This is a genomic window from Sorangium sp. So ce185 (genome assembly GCF_051526825.1).
Classification (GTDB): Bacteria; Myxococcota_A; Polyangia; order Polyangiales; family Polyangiaceae; genus Sorangium; species Sorangium cellulosum_D.
On record NZ_CP150316.1, the window covers coordinates 2,175,401 to 2,193,029 of the forward strand.

The following is a 17,629-nucleotide window of genomic DNA, read 5'->3' on the forward strand; positions in this document are numbered from 1 at the left end:
CGGGCGTCACTCGAACTCGAGCCGCCACCGGAGGTCGGCGCCCAGGTTGCCGACCGGCGAGCTCGAGGCGTCGTTCGCGTTGTCGTACGACCCCTGCACGCTCATGCGGTCGCTGAGCTTCACCTCGACGCCCGCGCGCACCTGGCTGCCCTGCGAGAGCCCCGTCGTGACGTTGGCCCGCACCGCGTCCGTGATGCGCTTGCCCAGGGTCACCGTCGGCTCCGGCGCGCCGTTCTTCGACGAGTAACCCGTGCCGAACCGGAACTCGTCGATGATCGGGACGATGGTCTTCACCGCCTTGTCCGCGCCGGTCAGCGACGAGAGCGCCTCGAGGCCCACCGTCTCGCCGAGCGACGACACCACCCCCTGGTTGAGCTCGGCGCGCGTCATCCCGAGCGTCAGGAGCAGGACGATGTCCTCCTGGCTGAGCGGCGGATCGCTCGTCAGGTTGAGCTGCAGGTTGTCGGCGTCGCCCTGCGCGTGCAGCTTGATGCGCCAGTGCCCGCTGGCGTTCGCGCCGGCGCCGATGCCCGCGCTCGCGGCCGCCGGCGCCTCCGCGCCGGCGGCCGGGTCCGCCGCGGCGCTGCTCATCGCCGTGTAGCGGCGGTACTCGCTCTCGGCGCGCACGTCGACCTTCGGGGCGATGCGGAACGGATCGTCGAAGCGGACGTAGCCCTCCCGCACGTTGAACTCGGTGCTCCGCAGCATGAGCTTCGAGTCGGGCAGGATGCGCAGCGACCCGCGCGCGCCGAAGCGCTGGTTCGTGCCCGAGAGCTCGAGCCCCGTGGGCGAGACCTCGAGCCGCATGTCGGCGAGATCGTTCGAGAAGTGGAGCGGGTTCGGCGAGAGCACGACCACGTTGAACCGGACCGCGTCGGCGGCGGGGTCGTAGGTCTGCACCGTCGTCCGCTGGCGGCCCGTGAGGTCGCCGAGGTCCATGCTCATCAGGATCGGGCGCGTGTAGTTGAACGACGTGAGCGTGATCCTGCCCTCGACGTGCGGGAGGTTCTTCTCGCCCGATCCGTCGTCCTCGACGCCGGGCTGGAAGCGCGCCGTGAGGTTCGCGTTCGCGGTGAGGTTCACCCCGTCCGCGACCGGCAGCTTCACGCCGGTCGCCACGATCGAGGCCGTCGCCATGCCGAGGTTCAGGCCCCGCACCGGCATGTTCCCGACCGCGCTCACCGTGCCCGTGCCGACCCGCGCGGTCGCCCGCGTGAGCCGCACCAGGTCGTCGTCGATCGCGATCTCCACGTCGATGTCGTCGAGCGACACCGGCAGCCCCACGACGTCGAGCTCCCCCTCCTTGAGCGTCGCCGAGCCCGCGTAGCGCAGCCCCTGGAGGGGACCCGTGATCCGGACGTCGGCCTGCACCGTCCCCCGCGCGTGCCGGATCTGCGGGATGTCGGCGCTGAGCCTCGCCAGCTTCGTCGGGCTGACCCGGATCCCGACGTCGAGGTCCGGCGCGGTGAACACCCGCTTCACCTCCCCGGACGCGGTGAACGCGGCCGACAGGCGCGAGGCCGTGTGCGCCTCCATGTGGAGCTCCGGCACCGTGAGCGCGTTGCCCGCGAGGCGGATCGGCCCGCTCGGGGCCGTGAGGTGGACCCCCTGGCCCTCCCGCTCGAGCTTCAGCGCGCCCACGGTCAGCGTGAGCGCCGCCTGCTTCGGATCCGCGAGCGGGAGCCGCTCGATGTCGAGCGACGCCGTCAGCGTCCCCTTCGGCGTCGCCGCCGAGAACGCGACGCCCGGGATCAGGTTCGCGAGGGTGCCGAGGTCGAGCGCGTCCATGCGCACCCTGCCGTCCACGATCTTGCGCTGCTGGCGCGTGACGCGGACCCCCTCCAGCGCGACCTGCCCGCCGAAGAGCGAGCCGTTCGCGACGAAGGAGCCGTCGGGCAGGTCGCGCTCGAACTCCGCGGGGTCGAACGGCGCGCCGATCGGGTTGCCGCAGATCGGCGTCCTGCCGAGGACCTTGGGCGGCTTGTCCTGGGGCACGATCGTGAGCTCGACGCGCGACGGGGGCAGGCTCGCGTGCGAGCGCCGGATGCCGATGCGCGAGACGTGGACGTCCGCGAAGCCGGCCATCCTGCTCACGCTGCCGCCCAGGCTGGCGACGAGCGACACCGAGCCGTCGAACAGCGAGCCCGCCGGCCCGAGCGCGTCGATGCGCGTGAGCGGGAGGCCGCTCGCGATGACGCTCCCCTTCAGCGCGCCGCCGTGCGCGATGGACACGCTCGCCAGCACCGAGCCCGTGCCCTTGCGCAGCGACGCCGAGCGGACGTCGAGCCGCATCCCGTCGCCGCCGGCGGCCTGATCGTCCCAGATCAGGTTGACGTCGACCTCGCCCTCGTCGAAGCGCTCCTCGAGCAGCTCGATGCCGCTGAGCCGCATCCCGGCGCTCACGGCGAGGTAGCCGCCGCCGCAGCGGTCCTCGGGGCCGCCGAGCGCGAAGTGGGCCCGCGCCGTCCCGCTCGCGGTCGCCTTGTAGGCGACGTACCGCGGATCCTTCTCGAGGCGGAGGATCTCGAGCAGGTCGCGCGCGGCGAGGTGCGGCGCCTCGCGCGTGTCCACGGCCGCGTCCACGACGACGACCCCCGACGAGCTGTCGAGCGGGCGGCCCTTCGGCAGGTTGCCCGCCGGGTCGAAGTCGACCTTGAGCGAGGGGACCCGCATGCGGCTCGCCCCGTGCCGCACCCGCGCGTTCTCGAGCGTCAGGGCGAGCGGCTCGAACGCGACCGGCGACGGCTCGAGGTCGCCGATGGGGAACCCGGCGAACACGAACTTCTCGATGCCGACCTCGCCCTTGAGCTTCGGGTGCGCGTAGGAGCCGTGCATCGAGGCGCTCATCGACGCGACGCCGGCGAGCTCGAGGTCGGCGAGCGGCGAGACCTCGGCGAGATCCACGCGCGAGCCCGGGTGGACCTCGACCCCGAGCTGGTCGTTGAAGCCGAGCGAGACGGTGGTCCGGAGGTGCGAGCTCGGCGTGTCGATCGAGAAGCCGGAGAGCACGACGGCGTTCGGCCGCACCTGGAACGAGCCGCGGACCGAGCCCTCCTTCACGCCCATCAGGCGCTGGCGGGCCGGGTCCTTGGTCGGGCGATCGAAGATGTCGAAGCCGCGCGTCTGCACGGCGAGCGGGCCCTCGAGGGAGAGCGGGACCAGCGTGCCGCCGAAGCGGTCGAACCGGCCCTCGCGCAGCGTCCAGGCGACGTGCGCCTGCGGGTGCACGCCGAGGTCGCGCAGCAGGCCGGGCAGCTCGATGTTGGCGAGGTCGATCGGCCCCGCGTGGAGCGGCACGCCCTTCTCGAACGGCTTGACCTCGGCGCTGGAGATCTTCAGCGTGCCGTCGGCCCAGGCGATGTCGGCCTCGGAGAGCTGCACGGCGTCGGGGGTCGTCGAGAGCTTGCCCGACAGGCGCGTCACGAAGACCCGGCCGTCGAGGCCCGGCTGGTCGAGCGCGAGCGTCCCCTTCACGCGCGGCAGCGCGAGGCCGAGCGGCGCCGCCGCCGCGTCGTACTCGGCGTCCACGTCGATCGCGACCGAGCCCGAGGCGGGCGGCAGGTCGACGAAGCGGTGCACGATCGGCACCGGCAGGCGCGCCCGCACGCGGCCCTCGATCCGGTGGGGCATGCCGCCGCCGAGGCCGACGGCGCGGAGGGCGCCGAGCTCGAGCTCCACCCGCCGCCAGTCGCCGCCCTGGAGCCCGCACGGCGGCGCGGTGCCGGGATCCGGATCGAAGTCGGCGGCGCCCTCCAGGATGAGCCGGCGGACGAGCGCGCGGTCCGGCTCGACGCTGATGCGCGTGTCGAAGCGGCAGATCACGTCCTCGTCGACGCTGTCCTCCTCGGCCTCGCGGCCGGGCGCGGGGTGCGTGTGCACGACCGAGGCGAAGCCGGAGCGCATCGCGATCTCGAACACGTTGGACGGCTCGGCGGAGACGTCGACGTCGACCTCGCGGGCCTGGACGCGGACATTGTCGATCGTCAGGTCGACCCGCGCGTCGGTGATGGCGACCGAGGAGAGCGGCGCGCGGTCGAGCCCGCCGCCGCCGCTGCTCTTGCCGGTCTCGGGGAGCTTGAAGTTGCGGAGCTCCCCGTCCTTCACGACCGCGCGGACGCGCGGCCCGATGATCTCGACGTCGCCCGCGTCGATGCGCCCCGCGAGCAGCGAGAACAGGCGCGGGCGGATCGCCACGCGCTCCAGCTCGAGGAACGGCGCGCCGCCGTCCGAGGAGTCGACGACGAGGCGGTTCAGGCCGACCATCAGCGGCCAGGCCTGGACGCGCACGTCGTAGCGGGCCGTGATGCCGAGCTTGTTCTCCAGCAGCGCGGCCGTCTCGAAGGCCGCCCAGGCCCGCACCGTCTCGGTCCGCACGAGGAAGCCGACCGCGAGCGGGATCGCCCCGATCGCCGCGAACACGACGCACAGCACGCGCACGGCGAGGCGCCCCCAGTCCCTGCGGGCTCTCGGCGGGGAGCCTTTTCTCCTCGTGCCGTGCATCGGGGCGCAGCTTAGCTGATGCGCGGTCGAACGCTTACGTGGGCGGGGTGATCCTGTATCCGGAAAAGATTGGCGCGTGGTCGCTCGCGCCCTCGATCGACGGCCCGTGGGGGATCCGGATCGAGCGCGGGTCGAGCATCCGCCAGAGCAGCGGGTTGACCATCTGGTGGTCGATGAGCTCTAGCTGTCCGCGGAAGTCATACGTCCACTGGTCCGCGGGCGGCGCCGCGGCCGCGGCGTCCTCGAACGCGCCCGGGCCGGCGCCGGCGACGGCCTCGACCGGGGGGGAGCCGGGGACGTCGTTGAAGTCGCCGAGCACGGCGATCGCGGCGGTGGGGTGCTCCGCGGCGAGCGCGTCGGCGATGGCGCGGGCGCGCTGCGCCTCGGCGAGGCGCCGGTCGGGGTCGTCGGGGGCCGCCTTGGCCTTGAAGTGGACCCCCAGCAGGATGACCTTGCGGCCGCCCCGGGAGAGGTGGAGCTCGAGGCAGTCGCGGGTGAACGTGTAGACGGGCCCCGATGTTCCGCGCAGCGTGAAGCGGTCGTCCCGGTGCGACACGACCTTGTCGAAGGGGATCTTCGACAGCGCGCCGACGTCGATCCCGCGCGGATCGTACGCCTCGACGAGCGCGGCATGGGGGTACGCCCCGCCGAGCTCGATGCGGTTCAGGTCCTTGAGGACGCTGAGGTGCTCGACCTCCTGGAGCACCGCCACGTCGGGATCGAGCTCCTCGAGCACCGCCGCGATCGCCTCGCGCTTCTCGCGGTACTCCGCGGGGCTGAGCACGATCTCGGCGTCGCCCTCGGTGTCGTCCTTGTCGTTGAAGAAATCCTTGGTGTTCCACGTGACGATCGAGAGCGGCGCGTCCGGCGGCGGGTCGACCGGCCCGCCGCCGCCGTCCGAGCCGCCCGCGCCGTGGCCGCCGGCGCCCCCTGCGCCGCCCTCGGCCCGGCCGCCCGCGCCCTCGGCCCGGCCGCCCGAGCCGCCGGCGCCGTGGCCGTCCGAGCCACCGACGCCCGCGCTGCCGGCGCCGCCCGCGCCGCCCTCCGCCGCGGCCCCGCCGCTGCCCGCGTGCGACGGGGACGCCGTGAACGGCGAGCGGGTCTCGGCGGCGTCCCGGCAGCCGGCCACGGCCGTCGTCGCGACCGCGGCGGCCACGCCGAGCCGTGCGCACCACGCGCCAAGGGGGCTCCGGACCATGGGGGGAAAGAGCTAGTGCGGGCGCCCGCGTCACGCCAGCTCGGAACCGTGCTCCGAGGGTGGTGCGCCGCGGGCGGCCGTGCGCTGCGCCACGTCAGCTCGCGGTGAGCTTGCGGTAGCGGATCTTGCGGGGCTCGGCGGCGTCGGCGCCGAGGCGGCGCTTCAGGTCGGCCTCGTAGTCGGCGTAGTTGCCCTCGAACCAGACGACCTTGCTGTCGCCCTCGAAGGCGAGGATGTGGGTCGCGATCCGGTCGAGGAACCAGCGATCGTGGCTGATGACCACGGCGCAGCCGGCGAAGTTGAGCAGCGCCTCCTCGAGCGAGCGGAGCGTGTCGACGTCGAGGTCGTTCGTGGGCTCGTCGAGCAGGAGGACGTTGCCGCCGCGGCGGAGGAGCTTGGCGAGGTGGAGGCGGTTGCGCTCGCCGCCGGACAGGTCGCGGACCTTCTTCTGCTGGTCGCTGCCGGCGAAGTTGAAGCTCGCGACGTAGGCGCGCGAGTTGACCTCGCGCTTGCCGACGAGCAGGCGGTCCTCGCCGCCGGAGATCTCCTGCCAGACGCTGTTGGTCGGGTTGAGGGCGTCGCGCGACTGGTCGACGTACGCGAGCTCCACGGTCTCGCCGATGCGGAGCGCGCCGCCGTCGGGCTGCTCCTGGCCCATGATCATGCGGAAGAGCGTGGTCTTGCCGGCGCCGTTCGGGCCGATGACGCCGACGATGCCGCCGCGCGGGAGCGAGAAGGTGAGGTCGTCGATGAGGACGCGATCGCCGAAGCCCTTGCGGAGGTGGTCGGCCTCGACGACCACGTTCCCGAGGCGCTTGCCGGCGGGGATGGCGATCTCGTTCTCCTCGACCTTCTTCGACTTGTCCTCGGCGAGGAGCGACTCGTAGGCGGCGAGGCGGGCCTTGCTCTTGGCCTGGCGGGCGCGCGGGGCCATGCGCACCCACTCGAGCTCGCGCTCGAGGGTGCGCTTGCGCGCGCTCTCCTGCTTCTGCTCGAGCTCGAGGCGCTTCTTCTTCTGCTCGAGCCAGCCGGTGTAGTTGCCCTCGTACGGGATGCCGGCGCCGCGGTCGAGCTCGAGGATCCAGCCCGCGACGTTGTCGAGGAAGTACCGGTCGTGGGTGACGGCGACGACGGTGCCGGGGTACTCGTGGAGGAAGCGCTCGAGCCAGGCGACGCTCTCGGCGTCGAGGTGGTTTGTCGGCTCGTCGAGGAGCAGGATGTCCGGCTTCTCGAGGAGGAGCCTGCAGAGGGCGACGCGCCGGCGCTCGCCGCCGGAGAGCTTTGTGACGTCGGCGTCGGGCGGGGGCAGCCGGAGGGCGTCCATGGCGCGCTCGACGACGCGGTCGATCTCCCAGCCGTTGGCGGCCTCGATCTTGTCCTGGAGGGCGGCGTACTCCTCGAGGAGCGCCTCCATGTCGGGGGGCGACTCGCCGAGCTTGGCGCCGATTTCCTCGAAGCGCTGGACGAGGGAGCGGACGTCGTGGACGGCCATCTCGACGTGCTCTTGCACGGTCTTGCCGGCCTCGAGCTGCGGTTCCTGGGGGAGGTAGCCGATGCGGATGCCGTCGGCGGGCTTGGCCTCGCCGAGGTACTCCTTGTCGACGCCCGCCATGATGCGGAGCAGGGTGCTCTTGCCGGCGCCGTTCGCGCCGAGGACGCCGATCTTCGCGCCCGGGTAGAAGGAGAGCCACAGGCCCTTGAGCACCTCCTTGTTCGGGGGGTGCACCTTCCGGACATCCTGCATCGTGAAGATGAATTGAGGCGCCACGGTATCTCCTGCGTGTGCGAGCCCGGCGGGCAGAGGGGAGCGGGGAATGGGCGGGCGCTGGGTCGACCGCGCGTCGACCGAGCGGGCTCCGGCCGCGTTCGGGATCGGGGAGACCCGCGTATGCGAGATTGCCGGCTGTCGGTCAAGAGGCGTCGAGGGCGGGCGGCGGGGGCGGCGCTGGCGGGGCGGCGATCGCCGCTCGGCTCACACCGGGCGGCCTCTGCGGCCGAACGCTTGCCGCAGGACGGCGAGGTCGTCCCGGCCGACCTCGCGCGTGGCGACGAGGAGGGCGACGTAGACGAGCGCGACGGCGATCGCCTCGCCGAGCACGGCGATCTTGCCGAGCCACGGCAGCCGCGCGCCGACGGCGATCGCGGCGGCGAGCGCGACGCCCACGCGGAGCGCTGTCGTCGCGGGGACGAAGCCGCCGGCGGCGCGGTGGAGCAGGGCGCCGGCGACGACCGCGGCGGTGGCGAGGGCGAGCGAGGTGGCGGTCGCGGAGCTCACGAGCATGTCGGGGCCGAAGGCGGCGCGGGGGACGGCGACGGAGCAGCCGACGGCGACGAGGAGGACCGTGGCGGCGGTGAGCGCGGCGGCGACGCGCTCGCGGTGGAGGCTGGTGAGGGCGGCCGAGGCGACGCCGAGGATGGCGAAGGCGCCCATGCCGAGGGAGAGGACGCGGAGCGTGTCGCCGCCGCGGCTCCAGATCTCGACGGGGAAGGCGAAGCGCAGCACGTGGGGCGCGAGGCCCGAGATGGGGGCGACGAGGAGGCCGGTGAGCAGGAACGAGAGGCGGACGCCGGTCATGGCGTAGCGGCGGACCGCGGCGCGATCGTTCTCGGCGTGGGCGCGGGCGAGCATGGGGAAGAGGATGAAGGTGACGGAGAGGAGCAGCTGGTAGGGCAGGAACGCGAACAGCTGCGCGCCGCGGTAGACGCCGATGAGGTCGTCGGCGGCCCTGGCGCCGAGGGCGAGGCCGTTCGTGGCCTGGCCGAGGAAGCGGCGCAGGAGGAAGAAGTCGGTCTGGAGCAGGAAGTTCAGGAAGGTCTGCGAGACAGCGAGGGGCAGGAGGAAGACAAGGTGCTCGCGGACCGAGGGGCCGGCGTTGCCGGGGCGGCCGAAGCCGGTCTTGAGGGCGGCGAGGGGGACGATGATGGCGGCGGCGGCGACGAAGCCGGCGATGGCGCCGAGGACGCCGCTCTGGCCGGCGCGGAGGAAGAGGAGGGCGCCGGCGGCGACGCTGGCGGTGCGGAGGGCGCCGTAGCCGATGTCGAAGCCGGCCTGGGTGAGGAAGCGGCGCTGGCCGTTGAGGGCGCCGACGAGCGGGGCGTAAAGGCCGTAGAGGAGGACGATGGCGGCGGCGAGGCGGAGCGGGCCGGCGACGTGCGGGGCCTCGGAGAAGTCGGCGATGGAGCCGGCGAGGAGGGCGAAGGCCGAGGAGACGGCGATGGCGAGGACGGCGTGGAGGGCGAGGGTGCGGCGGAAGGCCTCGGCGGCGTCGCGGTCGGCGACGCTGGAGACGGCGCGGGAGACGCCCTGGATGCCGGTCGCGACGATGACGTTGTTGACGACGCTGACGCCGGCGAAGACGACGGAGACCGCGCCGTAGCCGTCGGTGCCGAGCAGGCGGGGGAGGATGAGCTGCTGGACGAAGCCGAAGACGATGAAGGAGACCTTGGCGCCAGCGATGGCGAGGCCGCCGCGGCCGGCGGAGCGGGCGGTGGAGGGGGGGGCAGCGGCAGCCGGGGCCGAGGGAGGCGCAGCAGGGGCCGGGGTGGCCTGCGCGGGGTCCGGGGGGGCCTGCGACGCGGCAGGGGCTTCGGGCGGCGGCGGGAGGGGCTCGGCGGCGCGCGACACGGCGCGGTTGTCGCAGAAGCACGCCAGGCGGGCAATCTCGCGGGAGCGGGCGAGGGCGAGGGGCGCGCGCGGGCAGGTCGGTAGGGCGGGGAGGGGAGCGGGCGAGCTCACCTGCCCGTCACCAAAGTGAAGCGTCGTGCGGATTCCCTTGACGGGAAGGGCTGACCGACTATTCTCGCGCCCGTCTCCGACGCATTCCAGCTTAGCTCAGTCGGTAGAGCAGGCGGCTGTTAACCGCCGGGTCGCTGGTTCGAGTCCAGCAGCTGGAGCCACTTCTTCCTCCTCGCGAACTTCGCGAAAGGCATCAGTAATCAGCGGCCTCAGGAGCGATCCTCGGGGCCTTTGCCTTTTCTCCTCCACGTTTCCGCGACCTTCGGCGCTCGCGACGCGGCGTGAACAGTGTTCGCGCAGAGCGCCGTGGCGTGAAGAAGCGCGCTACAACGGCGCTCGGGGAGAGAGGAACCGAGAGCGTTCAGCAGCGGAGGGCCTTCGGGGGCGGGACGGAGCCGCTGACGCTTAACTGGCCACCCGTGCTCTGGTAGACTGTCGAGTCAATGATCGACCCCGAGAGCATGGCGCAGTTGCGCAAACAGCTCCGGGCGCGGATGGTCGAGGACCGGAGATTCCTGGAGGAACTGCGCGCTGAGGTGCGCTCGGGGCTCGGCGATGCGCGCCGGATCATGGCGAGGCCGGCGACCGCGGTGTCCTTCGTAGGTACCGACGGTGGCAACAACAGGATAGAGTTTGATCCCTTCATGGCGCAGCTCATTCGCTTCGTCGACTCGAGCAACAACGAGTACTGCCTCGACGTCATCACGCTGACGACGGAACCTGCGGCGGCCCGTGTCGGCATCGGGTACGCGCCCCGCAGTGCGAATCCGCCAGCCCGAGTCGATGAGGCACTTACGAAACACGTCTATCAGCTCCGCGTCGCATCGTGTAGCCCGCCGAACCGAATACAAAGCTCTTCGCGTAGTGCCATCTGGGACATGCTGGCAGCGAGGTGTGATGCGTTCATGGTCCATCGACCTCGACCCAGCCGATGAGCTTCGCCGCGTAGCTGCCGCCCTCGGGAACGACCTCGCGGTGCTGCAGCTCGCGCTCGAGCATCGGTTCGACTTTCTCGTGGAGCAGCGCCTTGCGCGCTGAGGACGTCCTGCCGTTGACGTGCCCCGGTCGCGTGAACACGCCCGCTCCGAGCCGCTCGAGGCGCGCGTTGCGCTTGCCGTCGTCGCTCACGCCCAGGGGCAACACGCTGGCGCGGTGCTCGCCCGAGGGGCCGCGGGTCTCGACGAGCCACCAGGTTAGCACGCCGGGGCCTTCCGCGCCCGACACGGCCACGCCGATGCTTTCGGGCGACGTGGCCTGCCAGCGCTTGATGGCCTCCTGCACGAGCGGATGGTCGAGACCGAGTAGGTCGAGGTCGGCGCGGGAGCGAGCCGCCTCTCGGTCGAGCGTGAAGCGGCACACGGTCCTCTGTTCCGCGTCCTTGACCACGTAGGTGCCGTCTTCCTGCGCCTCGACGCGCCGTCCTTCCGCGGCGAGCGACGCGCGGAGGAACTCCAGCACGCGCTCGAGCCCCGGCTTCACGTCGGCGAAGGGCTTGTAGTCGTCGAGCGAGAAGCCATCAAGGTCCTGGAACAGCTCGAAGACGACCTTGCGCGCCTCCGACGCGTTCGAGAGTGCGGCTTCGAGTTCCTCTTTCGTGCGGCGCAACTCGGGATCGCCGAGAGCCTCGCGGTAGAGCTTATCGTACGTGAGCCGCTCGGAGAGCTGGCCGAGCACCTGGCTCCGCAGGTCCTCCGCGACGTCGCCATGCTCGTCGACCTTGCCGAGCGTCTTCGCGATCTCCTGCAGCTTTTCGTCGAGCAGCAGGAAGATGCGCCCCTCGATTGTGTCTGAGAGGACCAAGTTGTAGACCTGCGCGGTGTGCTTCTGGCCGTAGCGATGGATGCGCCCGATGCGCTGCTCCATATCCATCGGGTTCCACGGGAGGTCGAAGTTGAAGAGGATGCGCGCGAACTGAAGGTTGATTCCCTCGCGCCCCGCAGCCGTGCACACCAACACGCGCGGGCCATCGGCCTTCTTGAACTTCCGCTCGGCGGCCAGCTTCGCGCCATGATCGCCACCGCGCAGGACGACGACGCCCTGGCCCGGGTAGGCCTTCTCGATCTCGCGACCGAGGAGGTCCACCGTGCCAAGGTACGTCGCGAAGATGACGACCTTCTCGGTCGGGTCCTGCTCCCACAGCGCGCCGAGTCCACGCAGCAGCTTGTCGACCTTGGTCTCGCGACGCTCGGGGAAGAGGCGGAGCAAATCGCGGATGCGCAGCCGCTCCTCAGGTAGCGCGAGGCTCACGGCCATCGCAGCCATGTCCTCGCTACCGCTGGAGGCAAGCTCGCCGGCGCGCGCGTCCGATGCGAGCTCCAGATCCTCCTCATTGAGCTTCTTGAGCACCTTCACCCGAAGCTCGGCGAGCATTGCGTCGACCTGCCCGCGTCCCACAGAGTCGCGCGCCAGCCCGAACTCGTCGTGGATTAGATCTCGGGCTTCCGCAAGGAGCTGCTCGCGCGCGTCGATGTCCAGCTCCTGATCCTTGAGGATCGCCTCGTGCAGCGTGAGCATCAGGATGCGCCGACGGAGCGTGCGCCGGACCGCCGCGAAGCTCGACGCGGCGATCTTCTGGAAGATCGTCATCACGAAGCCGAGTGCTCGACCCTGGTTTCCCTGCCGCTGGGCGAGCGCGAAGCCGTCCTCAAGGTATTCCTTGAGCGCCGCATAGAACATGCGCTCCTCGTCAACCATCGTGAACGACTCGGTGTGAACCCAGCGCCGGGCGAAGAGCGGCGATCCGTCGGGGCGGCACGCGTCGGCCTTGGTGCGTCGGAACACCACCGAATTTAGGCGGTGCCGGTTCTCGACCATGTCCTCAGGGCTTTTGAACAGCGTAGGGTTCAGAAGCTGGATGAGCATCCAGAACCGGAAGTGGTCGCCCTGGTGCGGCGTCGCCGAGAGCAGCACGAGGTCGCGCGCGTGGCCCTTCAGCGCCTCTGCGAGCTTATAGTTCTCGGTCTTCGTGACCTTCTTGCCGTTGCGAAAGGCGGTCAGGTGATGCGCCTCGTCGAACACGACGAGGTCCCACGGCGGAGCCTCGAGAAGGCGCCTGATGCGGGCCGGGCGCTTGAGCGTGTCGATACTGGCGATGAGTCTGTCGTGCTTCGCGAACGCGTTGGACTTGCGGTCGGTGACGTCGCCCTCGCTGCCGAACACCTCGAAGTCGAGGCGAAAGACCTCGTTCATCTCCCGGTGCCAGTTGTTCACGAGGCCCGCTGGGACGACCATCAACGCGCGATTGAGCTCGCCTCGACTGGCCAGCTCGCGAAGCAGCAACGCCGCCTCAATCGTCTTGCCAAGTCCCACCTCGTCGGCGACGAGATAGCGGCGCGGAGATGCGGTCGCTATCCGATGGGTCAGCACCACCTGGTGTGGGAGCAGGTCGATCGGCGCGGCTGTCAGCGCAGCCGCACTCTCCATGAGGGGCAGCGAGAACGATTCATACACAAGCGATGCTTGGCGGATGCGCTCGGCGGACGCAGCAACACCGCCGATCACACGGTCTGCCCACGCGAGAGTGGGCGTCAGCTTCGCTATCGGTACGAGTCGCTCACTCGAAGTGAAGAAGACGCGTGCGTACCCCTCGTGCGCTACGCCGACGACGACGCCGTCTCCAAACTCAGCGTGATAGACTCGAGCGCCCGGCTGAGCGACAGGAAGGAGCCGTTCGAGGCGCTGAACCAGGATGCGTCGAGCCGTTGGCGTGAGCTCGAATATGGCATCTTGCGTTGGAAGATACTCCTCAGGGATGAGCTCTCCCTTGACTCGAACAGCGTCGACGATGGCTTCGAATGCGCGTTGGTCGATGAGGATACCTTGGCGGTGGACAATCGCTTCGCGAAGGATCGGGCGCCCTCTAAGCAGCTCAATCGCTTGATCCGATGCTAGCTCGCCTACAAGCCAGCGCCGAACTTCGTTAACTTCATCGACCAGTACGCCCACGTAAACGGCGCTGGAATCCGCGATCGCCAAAACTGCAGCCGGCCCATCGAAGTCCAATAGCGAGTGCCGTTCGTTGGGCCACGAGAACTGCGTGCGCTGACCCTGGAACGAGGTGAGAGGCTTCATGTCGCCACCACCTGAAACTGCTCATGCACCGTCGCTTCGATGGCGCGCGCGACCCACAGGCTGTGGTGCCACTCGTTGTTTCCTGTCTGCTTGATCTTCCCCTGGCCGGGAACGAACTCCGCGACAGCGACCTTCCGTTTGCGGAACAGCGGGACAGCCTTCCGTGCCTTGGCGACATCGTCTTCATCGACCAGGACGCTGAGAGCGCACCGTTGGCACTCGGTTCCTTGCCCCGGATTACGTCCCTGCTCGGCCCACGACTTCATGTCATCACGACAAGGCGGGGAGCCCTGCACGAAACGAAAGATCCTGCCAACCGCAGGTCCGGCATCGTCGGGAGGGCATCCGTCTGGACAGAAGCTCGAAGGCTGCATCAAGAAATCCTCGGGTGGTGCAGGCCGACGTACGCGTTGCCGTCGAAGTCCGGGTCCTTCTCCTCGGAGACGAGGATGCGGGCGGCGTCTGCCTCGGCGCCGCCCCAGAGGCAGCGGCCGAGGGGCAAACGCGCACCCTCACGACCGGCACCGATCTTCCAGAAGTATTCTTCGTCGGCGAGGTCCATCCCAATGCGGGTACGTCCCGACGCGAGCCAGAGGATGAGCGCGGCCTGCCCCTCGTAGTGCTCCTGGAAGCTGAACACCATCGACTTCAGATCGGTCTCGAGCCACGTCACCGCGTTCTGCTCGGAGAGCGAATCGAGACAGCCGTCGAGTCCAGCGACGACGAGCGCATCGCCTTCAGAACCAGGTAGGTGTTCGGGCCAGGCTTTTCGGAGCGCGAAGAAGTCGCGCATCGAGACCACGGCAGTCGGTGCGATGACACCGATCAGAACGCGCGGCTCCCACAGCAGTGAGAAGCCGCGGCGCATCCATCGTTGTGACCTCTCGACCCTCATGCCGCCCCCTGGTCTCCGAAGAATAGAGTCATCTGCTGGTGCTGCTTCTCGTGCTTTGACCGCCACGAGCGCAGGATGGTCTGCGCTCGTGACGCTGCGTTGCGGATCTCGGAGTTCGCTCCGTGCGTGGAGAACCACTCCAAGAGCGAGCCGAGCGCGGGATGCGGCTTAAAGTTGTCGTTCGAGAGAGTGTCGGTCGCGTTGATGCCGCTGTTCTCGAAGCACGCACCAATGAGGAACGCGGCTTGGTCGTAGTCGCTGGTCATGCCTCGACGGTGCTTGCCCTGCCACGCGCGCGCGATGTCGAGCGGTGACGTGAGATAGTACGTCTTCTTGTCCTCCGAGCACCACCCACGCGCCTCGAAGTCTGACGGGGCGATGCCGGTGCCGCGCAGGAACTTCTGGATCTGGTCGCGCGGCAGCTCCTTCACGCCGTCGAAGAGCCGAAGGAGCTGCCGCGTGAACGGCTCGGCGGTTACGGGCGGCGGGTCCTTAATGCCGCCCGTCTCCTCGTCGAGGAGCTGGTTGATGCCGACCAGCGCCTCGAGCACCGTCATCGAGCGCCCGTCGTCGACAAGCACCTTGCCGTAGTGCCGCGAGTAGTACTCGAGAGCCTTGCCTCGACGGATGACTTGGAGGTCGGCCTCTGGGAGACCAGCCTTCTGATGATGCTCAAGCATCGTTCGCAGGCTGCGTACGTCCGCAAGGACCTGACGCCGCATCTTCGCCCAGCTCACGGCCGTCGGATCTTCCGTGCGCTTTCGGCAGACGTGGATGATGTCGTACTCGATCTGCTTTGAGCCAAACTCACCGTCTCCCTTCGACTCGTCGCTTCGAATCGGGTACGTCGCCTCGAGGTAGAAGCCCGCGTCGAAAAGGCTTTCGAGGACTGCCACCCACGGCGCGTCCTCACTGTGATGGAATGTGAAGGTGAGCAAACCCGTCGGCTTCAGCAGCCGCGATGCCTCACGCCAACTTTCCGTCAAAATGCGCTGGTAGTGCCTGTCAGGATCGTCCGGGTTCTGCGCCGGGTTGGCGATGGCCTCCAAGGTCTTCGGCGTGTACTCGGCGTCGAAGAACCCGGGGTACCGATCACGAAGAACCAGCCGGAGCCAGACGTAGAAGAAGTCGGAAAGCTCAGCGTAGAAGAGAAGTCCACCGAACGGTGGATCGGTAACGACAAGGTCGTAGGTGCCAGACTGCAGAGACGACAGGTCCGTCGCAGACCCGATGGACAAGAGTGCCCGCCCAGCATCGCTGCTGACGAGGTCGCCCGGATACACCTTCTCGCTCTTTCCGCTGAGGTCATGAGAGATCGCCGGAACTGTCTGGCGCAGCCACTCGTTGCTCACGAGTTCCCAAGGGGCCTCCGACCACTCGAGCCCATCGCGCAAAGCTGCGGAGGTCGACGGCCAGGGCCCGTAGCCTACCGGGCAGAAGACGCCGACCTCGATGGCAACGTCCTTGGGGTGAAAATTGTTGTTCGAGAGCGCCGGCGCGAAGTGGTCGTGAGAGCGATGCCAGAAGCAAAACATGTTCTGGTTGCGCAAGTACTGTTGGAACGCGGCGAGCACGAACTCACGAGCCTCCCAGCGATGCTTCTTCGGCTCCACTTCGACGATCGCTCGCAGAAAGAGCGCATGCACAAGCATCTGACGCGGGTTGAAGAAATCGCTCCAGCGACGATACCCGTGCTGCGGAAGTGGCTGCCGCTCGTGGGTCATATGCCCGTACGGGATCTCGCTGCGGGGCCAGTACTTCGCTAGGTCTCCGTCCTTGCGCTTCTCCCACTCAACCCAAGCTGCCGAGAATGCGCGCGCGTCCGCTACGGGCACGAAGAACCTGCCACCGTATGCTGCCCCCGACGCTTTCAGCTCGGGGCTGAAGCCCTGGATGGCGAGCGGGGCGACAGGCCCCGACTTTCCGGTAGCTTCAACGGACACGACGATCCGCTGCACCTTACCGCACGCACCACATGCGAAGTGCGCGTCCTTTGGCACGGTTCCGCCTTTGGAGTCAATGCGAAGGGTCGTGCCGTCCGCAAGTTGAACCTCCGGGGGGAGACCGCCGCGCACCTCGATGAGCGCGCTTCGTGCGGCACGCGTTTGGAGCCAACGCAAAGTAGAGGCCGCATCATCGGTGACGGTTCCGCCGAGGGCTCCGCCCTCGCTCGACTCTCCGGCGAGCCAGCCTGGGTGCGCGAGTAGCGAGAGCGAGACCTTCTTTCGACTGCCTTTGCCGAGTGCGGGAAACGTCTCGATCTCGCCGCACGTTGGGCACTTGATGGCGCCGCTCTTCTGAAGAACTTCGAACGGGCGCTCGTCGGCCCCAAGCACGAGGGGCACGTCGGGAGCCATGCGAGCTTCAGAGTCCTCGATGTCGAAGTTGGCGCGGCAAGACTTACAAGTGTGAGACCAGGACTTCACGGTGAGTTCCTTCACCGCGATAACCGGCGAACTCATGATGGGCGTTCGGTGGCCACACCCCGTCACCTGACACGGGCCGTGCTTCGACCAAAACACGTGCAGGACTTCTGGGCCCTCATACTTGAAGCCCTTTCGCTCCTCGGGCTTCAACGCGAGCGGCTCGAAGGTCTCGTCCATGACCTTCCCGTCGGACAGTCGCGTCCACTTGCCACGTTCACCGTGCGGGCCGTTGCACGCGTAGAACGGCATGATCTGCGGCTTGACCTCCGCCTCCACGTCAGCGAGGAGTGCCTCGACCTCTGCCTTCTTCACGTCGGCAAGCTCACTTTTCACAACGAACCACGCGACCGGGTTCAGATCGTTGCCGAACATCTGCATGCCGAGGCGACTTCCCTCGACGACCGTGGTGCCGCCGCCCATGAAGATGTCGGCGACCTTAAGGTTTGCGAACGAACGCTTCTTCTGGTGGTTCGCGTAGTAGACGTCCCACACGGTTTTCGCTGCCTGCGACCTGTCCTCGGGCGCTTTGATTGATGCCGAGAGCAAGAGCGAACGGAACACGCTCGAGCGACGCCGCGCCCACCACTTCGACATCTGGTAGATGGGCTTGCCCGCGTTGCCCTCGATCGCCGCGATCTGATTCACCGGGAGGATTGGGAAGTCGACCTCGAGGCAAGTCTTCGGCCGGTTTGGATCGTTGAAGTCGACCGTCTCGACCTGCACTGCGCGGCCTGCGCTGACGGCGTCGGCAACCGCCTTCGCCACGCGCTGGGCCTTCGTCATTCCACTGCTGCTTGCCTTAG

At 69.0% G+C, this 17,629-nt stretch carries 10 protein-coding genes and 1 tRNA gene; 3 read left to right on the forward strand and 8 right to left on the reverse strand.

What is annotated here, in order from left to right; translation table 11 throughout:
• Positions 1-6: 6 nt before the first annotated feature.
• The 4 genes from WMF26_RS07975 to WMF26_RS07990 form a co-directional block, all read right to left on the reverse strand.
• Positions 7-4,437, reverse strand: coding sequence for a translocation/assembly module TamB domain-containing protein (locus WMF26_RS07975; protein WP_437999821.1), 4,431 nt, complete (start codon positions 4,435-4,437; stop codon positions 7-9).
• Positions 4,438-4,534: 97 nt separating this feature from the next.
• Complete coding sequence (locus WMF26_RS07980) at positions 4,535-5,656, reverse strand: endonuclease/exonuclease/phosphatase family protein (protein ID WP_437999822.1); 1,122 nt, start codon at positions 5,654-5,656, stop codon at positions 4,535-4,537.
• A gap of 136 nt (positions 5,657-5,792) precedes the next feature.
• Positions 5,793-7,466 carry an energy-dependent translational throttle protein EttA gene (ettA, locus tag WMF26_RS07985; protein WP_020733565.1) on the reverse strand — a complete coding sequence of 558 codons (1,674 nt, stop codon included), beginning with the start codon at positions 7,464-7,466 and terminating at the stop codon, positions 5,793-5,795.
• 204 nt (positions 7,467-7,670) lie between these two features.
• Positions 7,671-9,434 carry a lipopolysaccharide biosynthesis protein gene (locus tag WMF26_RS07990; RefSeq protein WP_437999823.1) on the reverse strand — a complete coding sequence of 588 codons (1,764 nt, stop codon included), beginning with the start codon at positions 9,432-9,434 and terminating at the stop codon, positions 7,671-7,673.
• Between the two features lie 85 nt (positions 9,435-9,519).
• Here WMF26_RS07990 and WMF26_RS07995 point away from each other — a divergent pair.
• Positions 9,520-9,595 (forward strand) — tRNA-Asn (locus WMF26_RS07995).
• Between the two features lie 282 nt (positions 9,596-9,877).
• The gene (locus WMF26_RS08000; protein ID WP_437999824.1) at positions 9,878-10,369 is read left to right on the forward strand and encodes a hypothetical protein; all 492 of its coding nucleotides are present in this window, start codon (positions 9,878-9,880) and stop codon (positions 10,367-10,369) included.
• On the opposite strand, the gene WMF26_RS08005 is transcribed toward WMF26_RS08000, so the two are convergent.
• Positions 10,338-12,884: a DEAD/DEAH box helicase gene (locus WMF26_RS08005; protein WP_437999825.1), complete on the reverse strand. Its 2,547-nt coding sequence runs from the start codon at positions 12,882-12,884 to the stop codon at positions 10,338-10,340. The genes WMF26_RS08000 and WMF26_RS08005 overlap by 32 nt on opposite strands.
• A 9-nt stretch (positions 12,885-12,893) precedes the next feature.
• Here WMF26_RS08005 and WMF26_RS08010 point away from each other — a divergent pair, with 9 nt between their 5' ends.
• The gene (locus WMF26_RS08010) at positions 12,894-13,325 is read left to right on the forward strand and encodes a hypothetical protein (protein ID WP_437999826.1); all 432 of its coding nucleotides are present in this window, start codon (positions 12,894-12,896) and stop codon (positions 13,323-13,325) included.
• A 176-nt stretch (positions 13,326-13,501) separates the two neighbouring features.
• Here WMF26_RS08010 and WMF26_RS08015 read toward each other — a convergent pair whose 3' ends face one another.
• The 3 genes from WMF26_RS08015 to WMF26_RS08025 all read right to left on the reverse strand — a co-directional run bounded on the left by WMF26_RS08015 (position 13,502) and on the right by WMF26_RS08025 (position 17,609).
• Positions 13,502-13,771 (reverse strand): hypothetical protein, encoded by a 270-nt coding sequence (locus tag WMF26_RS08015; protein WP_437999827.1) that lies wholly within the window; start codon positions 13,769-13,771, stop codon positions 13,502-13,504.
• A 107-nt stretch (positions 13,772-13,878) separates the two neighbouring features.
• Entirely contained in the window at positions 13,879-14,373 is a 495-nt protein-coding gene (locus WMF26_RS08020; RefSeq protein ID WP_437999828.1) for a hypothetical protein, read from the reverse strand.
• A gap of 23 nt (positions 14,374-14,396) precedes the next feature.
• A complete protein-coding gene (locus WMF26_RS08025; protein ID WP_437999829.1) occupies positions 14,397-17,609 on the reverse strand; it encodes a DUF1156 domain-containing protein in 3,213 nt (1,070 codons plus the stop codon).
• Between the last annotated feature and the right edge of the window lie 20 nt (positions 17,610-17,629).